We start from the raw sequence: 11,759 nt of genomic DNA on the forward strand, positions 1-11,759 counted from the left end.
CGCTGTAGCGATGTGGGTGCTCCCCCTTCCGGTCACGGTCGGGCGATTGACGTAGGTGTCGCCGGGAGCGCCTCGCCGACAAGGCACTCCCGAAAGGCAACACCTATGGACTCTTCGCCGTTCACCGCCGAGCCGTCGTCGTCGAACGACACGGCCGGGCGCGCGCCCCTCGTGTTCGACGTGATCATTGCCGGGTGCGGGCCGACCGGCGCGATGCTGGCCGCCGAACTGCGGCTGCACGACGTGCGGGTACTCGTTCTGGAGAAGGAGACCGCGCCCAAGTCGTTCGTGCGCATAGTCGGGCTGCACATGCGCAGTCTCGAGCTGATGGCGATGCGCGGACTGCTGGATCGCGTTCTGCGACATGGACGACAGCGTCCGGCCGGCGGTTTCTTCGCCGCCATCCCCAAACCCGCGCCCAAGGGCCTGGATTCCGCGCACCCCTATCTGGTGGGCATCCCGCAGCCGGTCATCGAACGCCTCCTCGAAGAACGTGCGGTCGAACTGGGCGCGCAGGTCCGGCGCGGTAGCGCGGTGACCGGTCTCGCGCAGGACGACGAGGGTGTGACCGTCGAGCTGGCCGACGGGGAACGGCTGCGTTCGCGCTATCTCGTCGGCTGTGACGGCGGGCGCAGTACGGTGCGCAAACTCCTCGGCGTCGGCTTCCCCGGCGAGCCCTCGCGGACCGAGACGCTGATGGGTGAGATGGAAGTGGGCGTGCCGCAGGAGGAGATCGCCGCCAAGGTGGCCGAGATCCAGGAGACCACCAGGTCGTTCTGGCTCCGGCCCTTCGGCGGAGGAATCTACAGCGTCGTCGTCCCCGCCGCGGGAGTCGGCGATCGCGCGGAACCACCCACCCTCGAGGACTTCGAACAGGCGCTGCGCGCCATCGCCGGAACCGATTTCGGCGTGCACTCCCCGCGCTGGTTGTCCCGCTTCGGGGACGCCACCCGGCTGGCCGAACGCTATCGGGTCGGGCGGGTGCTGCTGGCCGGCGATGCGGCGCACATCCATCCACCCATCGGCGGACAGGGCCTCAACCTGGGCGTTCAGGACGCGTTCAACCTCGGCTGGAAACTGGCCGCGCAGATCCGCGGTTGGGCGCCGGAGCCGCTGCTGGACAGCTACCAGGCCGAACGTCGTCCGGTCGCCGAGGACGTACTCGACAACACCCGCGCCCAGATGGAACTGCTGTCCACCGAACCGGGCCCGCGGGCCGTGCGCAGGCTGCTCACCGAACTGATGGACTTCGAGGAGGTGAACCGCCACCTGATCGAGAAGATCACCGCGATCGGCGTCCGCTACGACTTCGGGGACGGCCCCGACCTGCTCGGCCGCCGCCTGCGCGACATCGACGTGGCACAGGGCCACCTCTACAGCCTGCTGCATCGGGGCCGCGGCCTGCTGCTGGACCGCACCGAACGCCTGACCGTCGGCGGCTGGTCGGACCGGGTCGACCACCTCGCGGATCCCACTGCGGCACTGGATGCTCCGTGCGTCCTGCTGCGCCCCGACGGCCACGTCGCCTGGATTGGCGACGATCAGCGGGACCTGGACGACCACCTCTCCCGCTGGTTCGGCGAGCCCGCCGGCTGATCTCGCCCGTGCGTCGGGAAAGGCGGGGCCGGAGTCGTGTGGGGCGGCCCTTTCGCCGCTCGCCGGGCATTCACTTCGTCCACTACTCGGTGGTACTGTGTAGTGGTACTCGGTACGACAAAGTACCGAGCGAACGAAGAGGGATCCACGGTGGACGACCTGACGGAGATGCTGAAGGGCACGCTCGAGGGCTGCGTGCTCCAAATCATCGGCAGCGAGGAGACCTACGGGTACGCCATCACGCGTCGGCTGAACGAGCTCGGCTTCGCCGACGTCGTCGAAGGGACGGTTTACACCATCCTGCTGCGGCTGGAGAAGAACGGACTCGTCCAGGCGACGAAACGGCCGTCCGGGGTGGGCCCGCCGCGCAAGTTCTATGCGCTCAACGACGCGGGGCGCGAAGAACTCGCGAAGTTCTGGGCCAAATGGGAGTACGTCACATCACGGATCGACAAGCTCAAGGAGGGCGGCAGATGAATCTGTGGGAGACCGTGACAGGCAGCGATCTCACCAGGGAATGGAAGGCGTTCGAAGCCCGGGCCGCTAAATTGCCGGCCGACCATCGGGCGGCGTGGGAAGAGATCAAAGGCCATCTCTTTCCCTACGGGGACTTCACGGGCCGAAACCTGATGCCGATTCTCGACAGTGCTCTGGGGCTGCTCGAAGAGACGGCGTCCGATGGGCAGAGCATTCACGAGGTGCTGGGCGACGACATCAAGGGCTTCTGCGCGGCGCTGGCCGGCGGAGAAGGGGCGCGGAGCCATCGCGACCGATGGCGCGAGCAGCTGAACAGGAACGTCGCGAAGAAACTGGGCCGGCTGGGAGGCTGACGTGGGCATCCAGGACATCATCGAGGGCAAGAAGCAGTGGCGGGCGCACATGGCGCGGGTCAAGGCGCTCCCGCCGGACTATCAGATCGTCTACAAGGAGATGCAGAGGTACCTCTTCAAGGTCGGGCCGGTCGACCTGCTCGGCGGGTCCCTGCTCTCAGGGATCGTCGACTTCTTCGAGGAGGGCGTCGCGGCCGGCAGGGGAGTTCTGGAACTCATCGGCAATGACGTCGCCGCTTTCTGCGACGATCTGATCAAGGACTCGCGCACCTACGCGGACATCTACCAGGAGTCCATCAACGGGAAATCCGGCACGGCCGAGAAGTAACACCCTTTCGAGCACCCCTTTCACGGGCGAGCCCCTCGACTTTCACGGGCGAGCCCCCCGACTTTCACGTGTGCCCCTCGACGCCGGCGAGGATCTCCGGCGCGTCTGAGCCTGCTGCCCTGTCGTGTCAGCGGCCGTGTCAGCACGGCGACAGGGCGGTATCAGCGCCTCCGGCGATCGTGGACGCCATGAACAGTTCAGCGATCGCACTCTCCAGTGAGCCGACGGAGTCCGCCTTGTCCTGAGGGATGACGGACTCGCTCCCGGACTGCGACCAAGGCCGCCACCCATCCCGCGCCACCGGCGACACCACCCCACCACAGGACAGGACAGAGTGATGACGACCCAGCAAGCCCCGGCGATCCAGGTGAACGGCCTGGAGAAGTCGTACAAGGAGCTGCGCGTGCTGCGCGGCGTGACCTTCGAGGTGGCGCGGGGCAGCATCTTCGCCCTGCTCGGCTCCAACGGAGCGGGCAAGACCACCGCCGTGAAGATCCTGTCCACGCTGCTCAAGGCCGACGCGGGCACGGCCCGCGTGAACGGCTTCGACGTCGCCACGCAGGCCGCGGACGTGCGCGAGTCGATCAGCCTCACCGGGCAGTTCGCCGCCGTGGACGAGATCCTCAGCGGGCGGGAGAACCTCGTGCTGGTCGCCCGGCTGCGGCACCTCAAGAACCCGGGCAAGATCGCCGACGACCTGCTGGAGCGGTTCTCGCTGACCGACGCGGGCGGGCGGAAGGCGGCCACGTACTCGGGAGGCATGCGCCGCCGCCTCGACATCGCCATGAGCCTGATCGGCGATCCGCCGATCATCTTCCTCGACGAGCCGACGACCGGGCTCGACCCGCAGGCCCGCATCGAGGTGTGGCAGGCCGTCAAGGAGCTCGCCGACCGGGGCACGACGGTGCTGCTCACCACGCAGTACCTGGACGAGGCCGAACAACTCGCCGACCGGATCGCGATCCTCCACGAGGGCCGGATCATCGTCAACGGCACCCTGGCCGAGCTCAAGCAGCTGCTTCCGCCCGCCAAGGTCGAGTACGTCGAGAAGCAGCCCACCCTCGAGGACATCTTCCTCACCCTTGTCGGCACGAAGGCCTGACGGACCACAAAGGCATATGGAGCAACGATGAGCAAGCACTTCTTCGGCGACACCACCGTCCTGCTGGGACGGTCCCTGCGCCACATAACGCGCAGCCCCGACACCATCATCACCACCGCGATCATGCCGATCGCCATGATGCTGATGTTCGTCTACGTGTTCGGCGGCGCGATCAGAACGGGGTCGGACTCGTATGTGAACTACATGCTGCCCGGCATCCTGCTCATCACGGTCGCCTCGGGCATCGCCTACACCGCGTACCGGCTGTTCATGGACATGAAGGGCGGGATCTTCGAGCGCTTCCAGTCGATGCCGACCGCGCGGTCGTCGGTGCTGTGGGCGCACGTGCTGACCTCGCTGGTCGCCAACCTGATCTCGCTCGGGGTCGTGATGCTCGTGGCCCTGCTCATGGGCTTTCGCTCGGGGGCCGGGGTGCTGGCGTGGCTGTCCGTGGCGGGCATCCTGCTCCTGTTCACCGTGGCGTTGACCTGGATCGCCGTCATCCCCGGCCTGTCCGCCAAGACCATGGAGGGCGCGAGCGCGTTCTCCTATCCGCTGATCTTCCTGCCCTTCCTCAGCTCGGCCTTCGTGCCCACCGCCAGCATGCCCGGCCCCGTGCGCGCCTTCGCCGAGAACCAGCCGGTGACCTCCATCGTCAACGCCATCCGCGCCCTGTTCGCCGGGCAGCCGGTCGGCACCGACATCTGGGTCGCCCTCGCCTGGTGCGTCGGCATCCTCGTCGTCGCGTACGCCTTCGCCATGAGGACCTACCGCCGCAAGATCTCCTAGTCCGTCACCTGTCCGCACCCGGAAAGGAAAGATCATGAACGACTCCGTCCACACCCTCACGGCGATGCCGACGGCGCGTCAGGCCGGCTGTCCCTTCGACCCGCCCAAGGAGCTGATCGAGGCGCGCGAGCACGGCCCGATCAGCCGCTTCCCCTTCCCCAGCGGCCACCAGGGCTGGCTGGTCACCGGATACGACCTGGTCCGGTCCGTCCTGGCCGACTCGCGGTTCAGCTCGCGCAAGGAGCTGATGCTCCAGCACCCGCTGATCGACTACGGCGACATCGAGGTCCCGCCGGCGCCGCCCGGCGAGTTCCTGCTCATGGACGACCCGCAGCACAGCCGCTACCGGAAACCGCTGGTGGGCAAGTTCACCGTCCGGCGGATGCGGCTGCTCACCGAGCGCGTCCAGCAGATCACCGCCGACCACCTGGACGCCATGGAGAAGGCCGGCCCGCCGGTCGACCTGGTGACCGCGTTCGCCAAGCCCATCCCCGCCATCGTGATCTGCGAACTGCTGGGCGTGCCGTACGAGGACCGGGGCTTCTTCCAGGACAACATCGACAAGTTCCTCGGCGGGGAGGCCGGCGACGAGGAGCTGATCGCCGCCTACCTCGCGACCCAGGACTACCTCGCGCAGCTGGTGGCCGCCAAGCGCGCCCACCCCACCGACGACGTGCTCAGCGACCTGCTCGACAGCGACCTGACCGATGAGGAGCTGAAGGGCATGGCCCTGATCCTGCTCTCGGCCGGCTTCGACACCACCGCCAACATGCTGGCACTGGGCACCTTCGCCCTCCTGCGGAACCCGGAGCAGGCCGCCGCGCTGCGCGCCGACCCGGCGCTCGCCGACCAGGCGGTGGAGGAGCTGCTGCGGTACCTCAGCGTCGCCAAGCAGTTCCACCGGGTCGCGCTGGAGGACGTCGAGCTGGGCGGCCAGACCATCAAGGCCGGCACGACGGTCATCCTGTCCCTCAACACCGCCAACCGCGACCCCGAACGCTTCCCCGACCCCCACCGGCTCGACCTGCGCCGGCAGGACGGCGGCCACCTGGCCTTCAGCCACGGCATCCACCAGTGCCTGGGCCAGCAGCTCGCCCGCGTCGAGATGCGGGTCGCCTTCCCCGCGCTGTTCGACCGCTTCCCCACGCTGCGCCTCGCGGTACCCGCCGAGGAGGTCGGCCTGCGTCCGGAGACCGCGGACATCTACGGGGTGAAGAGCCTCCCGGTCGCCTGGGACGTGTGACGGGACGACGGTGTGAGGGCGGCGGCCGGGTGCGTCCCTCGACCGCGATCGCTCGTGATCCGTTCCTGCACTGAACCCTCACCTCTGCTGCGCGACGTGCGCATACGCGTCTGCTTCGATGGCGGCGTGATCAATCGAGGACGGACGAAGGCCGGTGATGCCTCTTGGGCGTTCGGATGCGGCCTCACCGTCGTCATCGCGGCGACGTGCGCGACGGCCGCGACCTTCTTCGACATCCTCCTGGTGACTCGCGCCCAGGTCCACTGCCAGGGGGATCCGAGCTCGGGAGAGAAGTTCGCCGACGTGTTCTGGCTGCTGAGCCGGATCGTCGTCATCCCGATGGTCTCGGCTCTGTCGGCGATCGTCTCGTTGCCGTTCCACCTGCTGGCCCGGCTTCCCTGGCTGGCCGGGCGCGTGTGGCCGGTGCCTGTCCTGCTCGCTCTCACCATCGGGGTCTCGGTGGCCGGGCCGGTGGCGATGGTTCTGTACGACGTGGCCACCGAAGGCACGCCTGGTGACTGCGTCCTGCCATGGTGGCCTTCATGGCTTCCCTCATAGGGGGTGACGCTGACAGGTTGGTGATCGTCGGTCACGGCGGGCGGGTTCGCAGCCGCAGGTCGGCCACGCCGGAAAAGGCGCGGCATGCCGGGAAGCTCCGGCTATAGGGTGCGGTCCGTGGACAATCTTGAAGGCCTCGTCATCGCCCGACGGCTGCGTGTCCCCATCGGCGACGCCCCCACCGGGTCACACCCGGGCTGGGGAGAGGTCGCCGCCCGCCAGCTCGACGCCGCACTGCTGAGCGTCGGCTTCACGTGCTCGCCGGCCCTGCTCGACCGCCTGGGCAAGCTGCGCGGAGAGACCGTGGTCGATCTCGGCGTGCGCGTCCTGGCCGCCGTCCGCCACCTCGTCGGCGATCACGTGCGGCACAACGCCTACTTCATCGACTTCCCCCGCAACGTGCCCGACACGATGGAGTTCTGGGTCGGCCTGCTGCGGGAGGCGCTGCTCGACCCGGTCGCCGCCGCGCACGTCCCGCCGACGACGCTCAACCTGCTCGCTCTCCCCGGCTACGGCCGTTACCAGCACACCTATGCCGACCTGCTGGCCGCGCACGCCGAGCTGATCCCGCTGGCCGGCGACCGGGTGACCGTGCTGGAGCTGGGAGCGGACCTGGAGTCGGAGGCGCGCGCGCTCTACTTCTCCCTGGCCGGCTCGGAGGCGCCCCTGGCGGCCGAGGACCTGGAGGCGCTGCACACGCTGGCCGCCTTCTGCGCCGACGAGCCCGAACGCGTCCCGGTACGCGAGAACCGCGCGGTCATCAACCAGGTACGCCTGGCCGCGGGCCGGCCGCTGCTCGTGGACACGGTGACCGACGTGCTCCGGCTCGCCTGCGGCGCCTCCGGCGGCGATGTCACGCTGACCGCTCCCACCAGGTTCCGCTCGTTCCGGCGGCCTGAGCGCCGCGCCCTTCTGCAGGCCCTGGACAGGGTCGCGGCGCCGGCCAAGCTGGCCGACGTGCCGCGCCACCGGGAGCAGTGGAAGCGGCTCGGTGAGCGGCTGCACCCGCACGAGTACCCGCAGTTCCCGCGGGCGGCGCAGGTCTTCGAGGTCGCGCGAGGCGTACGCCGGGCGCCCAGCCTCGACAGCCGGGTCGAGGCGGCCCTGTCGGCCGGCCGTACCGGCGACGCGGTGGAACTGCTGGAGAGGGCACCCGGCGCACTGCTGCGCCGGCTCGACCACCTGCTGCGGACCGGCACCGACCCCGGCGGGGTGCTCGACGCCGCCGAGAGGGCCGCGGCGACCGCCTCCGGCCGCGTCCTGCTGTCCCTGCGGGAGCACCTGCAGAACCGGCTCGCCCTCGCCCCCGGACGCGTCTTCGTCAACCGCCGCGGCCGGGCCTGGACGACGGCCGACACCCGCACGCGGCTGGAGGAGGACGTCGTGGCGCGGGCCACGGCCGTCCTGGACGAGGAGATCACCCGGCGCCTGCCCGACCCGGGCGCGCTGGTCGTCGATCCCGAGGTGCTGGACGTCGCCCTGCCGCTGTCCGGCAAGCCCGTCGCGCCCGGCCTCGGCATGCTGCCGCGCGGCTCGCTGTCGAGGGTGGACGGTGAACTGCTGCGCTTCTTCGTCCACTGGCGCCAGGCGGCGCGACGCACCGACTACGACCTGTCGGCGCTGATGCTGGACGCCTCTTACGGCGATGCCGAGCACGTCTCGTGGACGAACTACGGCAACGACTTCGCCGAGTACTCCGGCGACCTCACCGAGGCCGCCGGCGGCGCGAGCGAGTTCATCGACATCCGCCTCGCGCGGGCGACCCGGCCGATCATCATCCCGCAGGTCCACATCTACGCCGGTGAGGCGTTCGATGAGGCGGCGGAGGCGTTCTTCGGGTACATGACCAGGGAGGCCGAGCAGGAGGGCATGCCCTTCGAGCCGCGTACCGTGCGGATGAAGTCCGACCTGCGCGGCGCGGGCCGGGTCGCGCTGCCGCTCGCCTTCCTGCGCGGCGACGACGGCGCCTGGCGGGTGAAGTGGCTGCACCTCTACCTGAAGGGGCACCCCGGCTTCAACCAGGTGGAGGGCAGCCGCGTCACGTCATCTCTGCTGGTGCGCTCGATCGTCGAACGCGACCAGCTGCGCGTCGGGTACCTGGCCGGCCTGCTGCGGAGCAAGGGTTCGGCGAGCGGGCACACCACCTACATCGGCTTCCAGGCGCCGGCCGATCTGCCGGAGGGCGCGCGGGTGTACACGCCGGCGACGCTGCACGAGCTGATCCCCGCCTGATCCGGCTGTCTGATACGGCCCCCTGATACGGCTCCCTGATACAGTGAAGATCGCGAGGCTATGGGAGGGCTTCCTTCTCCTCTTTTGATAAAAGAATCTCCAGTCCTTCCGCTCTCCTCGCACTCTGGCCGTGAGGCCATTCGGCGGCTTCCTTCTCCTGGTTCGACTCCAGGCAGGCCCCATGGGCCTGCTGGGTGATTCAGCCGCCGAGCCTTCCTCCCGGCCAGTCGATCAACTCCTCATTCGGGCAGCGTGCGGGTCACGGTCTTGGGGGCCGGAGCCTTGACCGACACCTTGCTGCCCCAGCCGGAGTAGCGGGTGTCGACGGCGATGATGCCGCCCTCGAACTCGGAGAAGTCCTCCGTGACGTCCTTGGCGCGGTACGAGCTCGACAGCTTGGTCACCAGGCCCGCCGAGCTGAGCGTCAGCGTGTAGGAGATCTCCGTCTCGTCGGCCCAGTCGCTGAGGACCGAGCGGGAGAACCACGGCGAGACCTTGGCGAGGTCCGCGAAAGTGATCTTTCCGGTGATCTTGTTGCCGGCCTTGGCGCCCTTCTTGAGCAGCGCCGACAACGTCGTGAGCTCGGCCGGGTTGAGGATCTGACCGTAGAGGTTGGGCAGCGCGCCGCCCCCGGTCGCGTACCAGGTCTTGCCCTTGGGCAGCTCGTAGATGGCGTGCACGCCGTGCCCGGGAACCAGCTTGGCCTTCAGTACGCGTACGGGATACGGCGCGGCCACCGGCAGGCAACGGCAGCGCGAGCGGTCAGGGGTGGACCAGGGAGAGGAACTCGGCCCGTGAGCGGGCGTCGTCGCGCAGCACGCCGAGCAGGGTGGAGGTGATGGTCTGAGCCCCCGGGGACTGCGCGCCGCGTAGCGTCATGCACGTGTGGTCGGCCCTGACGACCACGCCGACCCCGCGGGGCCGCAGGTTGTTCTGCAGCCAGTCGGCGACCTGCTTGGTCAGGCGCTCCTGGACCTGCGGCCGGCAGGAGAAGTGCTCCACGATGCGGGCGAGCTTGGACAGTCCGACGATGCGCGGCCCCGGCAGGTAGCCGACGTGGGCGACGCCGGTGAACGGCAGCAGGTGGTGCTCGCACACCGACCGGAGCGGGATGTCGCGGACCAGGACCAGCTCGTCGTACTCCTCGTCGTTGGGAAAGGTGGTCAGCTCGAAGGGGCGCGGCGAGAACAGCTCGGCGTAGGCGCGCGCCATCCGCCCGGGGGTGCCGCGCAGGCTCTCGTTGTCCAGGCGGACGCCCAGGGCCTCGAGGAACTGGCTGGCGGCCAGCTCGGCCGCGGCCAGGTCGACGCCTCTCGTGGGGACAGTCGATCCGTTGAGCATGTCAGCCTCCCGACACGACGTATTTCGCTAACAATTCTTAGCTTTATCATGCGGACACGCAGCAGGTGAAGGGGTTTCCCCACGGAAGGCGAGTGTTATCGTGAAGGGGTGACGGACGACGCGGTGCGCGCCGTGGCGGCGCTCGACGACGAGCTGCGGCGCCGCATGTACGCATTCATCCGGCAGTCGCCGGCTCCCGTGAGCCGTGACGAGGCCGCACGGAGCGCCGGCATCTCCCGCAAGCTGGCGGCCTTCCACCTCGACAAGCTGGTCGAGGTGGGGCTGCTCAAGGCCACGTACGCCCAACCGGACGGCATCCGCAGGGTCGGCCGCGCCCCGAAGCTGTACCAGCCGACCGACCTGCAGGTACAGGTCAGCATCCCGCCGCGCGACCACGGCCTGCTCGCCGAGATCCTGCTGGAGGCGGTACGGCACCAGCGGCTCGAGGAGAGCGGGCCGCAGGCCGCCGTGCGCGTCGCCGCCGACCGGGGGCGCGCGCTCGGGAAGGCGGAGCACGACCGGCTCAAGCCCGGCCGGCTCGGCACCGAACGGGCCCTCACCTACATCGCCCGCATGCTGGAGGACCACGGCTTCGAGCCGGCCCGCGTCGCGCCGACCCGCCTGCGACTCGACAACTGCCCCTTCCACCCCCTCGCCGCCAAGGACCCCGACCTGGTGTGCGGCATCAACCACGCCTTCCTCGCCGCCTACTGCGAAGGACTCAGGGCGACCACCGTCCAGGCGACGCTGGCCCCCCGGCCGGGGGCCTGCTGCGTCGAGCTCGGCTCGACGGCGCCGTAAGACGGATCGGCGGGTGTCAGGGCTTGGCGTGGGCGGCGAAGAACTCCCAGATGACCGCGGTGGCGTCGAGGGCCCTGGACGGAGGGTCGGCCCGCTCGCGGACGACCTCTCCGCCCGGCCACTGGTGTCCGGCTCCCTCGATGGTGATCAGAGTGACGGCGCGGCCCCGCGCGCAGCGGGCCGGCCGGGTGGTGACCGGTCCCGACGTGGTGACGGTGGGCCGGCCGCAGTGGTCGACGGCCCGCCAGCCGGCGATGACCTCCGACACCGGCGGCCCGTCGATCTCGGCGGCTCCGGTGCCCGGGGCGCCGTCGAAGCGGACCGTCTCGTCGGCCAGGCCATGGATGTGGATGACCGACAACGGCGCGGGCCCGGGGCAGTCGCCGAGCCGGGTCGTGGCCACCGCGCCGATGGCGGCGAAGATCCTGGTGTCGCAGGCCAGCCGGTAGGCCAGCATGCCGCCGTTGGAGATGCCGGCGGCGTACACCCGCCTGGGGTCGATCCCCAGCCGGCGGCCGACGTCGGCGATCATCCGGGTGACGAAGGCGACGTCGTCCACCTGCTCCCGGCCCGGCCTGCCGCAGCAGCCGTCGCCGACGTTCCACGCCATCGGCCCGTCGGGGTAGGCGACGGCGAAGTGCCGCCGGTCCGCCTCGGCGTCCCAGCCGTACGACCTCTCCGCCTGCCTCGCCGAGCCGAAACCGCCGTGCGCCATCACCACCAGCGGCGCCTTCGCCGGAAGCGACGCGGGCCGGTGGAGCCGGTAGCTCCGCTCCCGCCCGTCCACGGTGATCGTGTGGACGGTGGTCCTGCCGGAAGCCGCCGCGTTCGCCGCGACACCGCTTCCGGCTGCGTACGCTGTGGCCAGGACGGCGAGTAACACCGCCACACTTGTACGGATCCTCCGCATGCGCGAATCTCCTCTCCCTCGGGTGTCCC

The 11,759-nt window shown here is 69.7% G+C and carries 13 protein-coding genes; 10 read left to right on the forward strand and 3 right to left on the reverse strand.

Features of this window, described 5'->3' with window-relative positions; genetic code table 11:
- The first annotated feature begins 171 nt into the window (after positions 1 to 171).
- The 9 genes from rox to HT134_RS25065 all read left to right on the forward strand — a co-directional run bounded on the left by rox (position 172) and on the right by HT134_RS25065 (position 8,678).
- Positions 172 to 1,596, forward strand: a complete 1,425-nt coding sequence (gene rox / locus HT134_RS25025; RefSeq protein WP_312888433.1) for a rifampin monooxygenase — start codon at positions 172 to 174, stop codon at positions 1,594 to 1,596.
- A gap of 150 nt (positions 1,597 to 1,746) precedes the next feature.
- Positions 1,747 to 2,073: a PadR family transcriptional regulator gene (locus HT134_RS25030; RefSeq protein ID WP_175602889.1), complete on the forward strand. Its 327-nt coding sequence runs from the start codon at positions 1,747 to 1,749 to the stop codon at positions 2,071 to 2,073.
- Positions 2,070 to 2,426: a DUF1048 domain-containing protein gene (locus HT134_RS25035; protein ID WP_175602890.1), complete on the forward strand. Its 357-nt coding sequence runs from the start codon at positions 2,070 to 2,072 to the stop codon at positions 2,424 to 2,426. Before HT134_RS25030 ends, HT134_RS25035 begins: the two co-directional genes overlap by 4 nt.
- 1 nt (position 2,427) lies before the next feature.
- Entirely contained in the window at positions 2,428 to 2,754 is a 327-nt protein-coding gene (locus tag HT134_RS25040; protein WP_175602891.1) for a DUF1048 domain-containing protein, read from the forward strand.
- Positions 2,755 to 3,091: 337 nt separating this feature from the next.
- Positions 3,092 to 3,856 (forward strand): ABC transporter ATP-binding protein, encoded by a 765-nt coding sequence (locus tag HT134_RS25045; protein WP_175602892.1) that lies wholly within the window; start codon positions 3,092 to 3,094, stop codon positions 3,854 to 3,856.
- Between the two features lie 27 nt (positions 3,857 to 3,883).
- Positions 3,884 to 4,645, forward strand: coding sequence for an ABC transporter permease (locus tag HT134_RS25050; RefSeq protein WP_175602893.1), 762 nt, complete (start codon positions 3,884 to 3,886; stop codon positions 4,643 to 4,645).
- Between the two features lie 34 nt (positions 4,646 to 4,679).
- Complete coding sequence (locus tag HT134_RS25055) at positions 4,680 to 5,888, forward strand: cytochrome P450 (protein WP_175602894.1); 1,209 nt, start codon at positions 4,680 to 4,682, stop codon at positions 5,886 to 5,888.
- 96 nt (positions 5,889 to 5,984) lie between these two features.
- Entirely contained in the window at positions 5,985 to 6,446 is a 462-nt protein-coding gene (locus tag HT134_RS25060; RefSeq protein ID WP_175602895.1) for a hypothetical protein, read from the forward strand.
- A 117-nt stretch (positions 6,447 to 6,563) separates the two neighbouring features.
- A complete protein-coding gene (locus HT134_RS25065) occupies positions 6,564 to 8,678 on the forward strand; it encodes a TerD family protein (RefSeq protein WP_312888400.1) in 2,115 nt (704 codons plus the stop codon).
- 239 nt (positions 8,679 to 8,917) lie between these two features.
- On the opposite strand, the gene HT134_RS25070 is transcribed toward HT134_RS25065, so the two are convergent.
- Both HT134_RS25070 and folE read right to left on the reverse strand, forming a co-directional pair.
- Positions 8,918 to 9,415, reverse strand: coding sequence for a hypothetical protein (locus HT134_RS25070; RefSeq protein ID WP_175602897.1), 498 nt, complete (start codon positions 9,413 to 9,415; stop codon positions 8,918 to 8,920).
- 25 nt (positions 9,416 to 9,440) lie between these two features.
- Positions 9,441 to 10,019: a GTP cyclohydrolase I FolE gene (gene folE / locus HT134_RS25075; RefSeq protein WP_175602898.1), complete on the reverse strand. Its 579-nt coding sequence runs from the start codon at positions 10,017 to 10,019 to the stop codon at positions 9,441 to 9,443.
- 108 nt (positions 10,020 to 10,127) lie between these two features.
- Here folE and HT134_RS25080 point away from each other — a divergent pair, with 108 nt between their 5' ends.
- A complete protein-coding gene (locus HT134_RS25080; RefSeq protein WP_175602899.1) occupies positions 10,128 to 10,820 on the forward strand; it encodes a helix-turn-helix transcriptional regulator in 693 nt (230 codons plus the stop codon).
- 16 nt (positions 10,821 to 10,836) lie between these two features.
- On the opposite strand, the gene HT134_RS25085 is transcribed toward HT134_RS25080, so the two are convergent.
- Entirely contained in the window at positions 10,837 to 11,730 is an 894-nt protein-coding gene (locus HT134_RS25085) for a CE1 family esterase (protein WP_175602900.1), read from the reverse strand.
- Between the last annotated feature and the right edge of the window lie 29 nt (positions 11,731 to 11,759).

Source organism: Nonomuraea rhodomycinica (assembly GCF_013363995.1).
Lineage (GTDB): Bacteria > Actinomycetota > Actinomycetes > Streptosporangiales > Streptosporangiaceae > Nonomuraea > Nonomuraea rhodomycinica.

Coding starts and splice junctions, on each gene's coding strand:
- folE (WP_175602898.1), bottom strand. CDS start 10,019: ATGCTCAACGGATCGACTGTCCCCACGAGAGGCGTCGACCTGGCCGCG.
- HT134_RS25035 (WP_175602890.1), top strand. CDS start 2,070: ATGAATCTGTGGGAGACCGTGACAGGCAGCGATCTCACCAGGGAATGG.
- HT134_RS25045 (WP_175602892.1), top strand. CDS start 3,092: ATGACGACCCAGCAAGCCCCGGCGATCCAGGTGAACGGCCTGGAGAAG.
- HT134_RS25050 (WP_175602893.1), top strand. CDS start 3,884: ATGAGCAAGCACTTCTTCGGCGACACCACCGTCCTGCTGGGACGGTCC.
- HT134_RS25085 (WP_175602900.1), bottom strand. CDS start 11,730: ATGCGGAGGATCCGTACAAGTGTGGCGGTGTTACTCGCCGTCCTGGCC.
- HT134_RS25055 (WP_175602894.1), top strand. CDS start 4,680: ATGAACGACTCCGTCCACACCCTCACGGCGATGCCGACGGCGCGTCAG.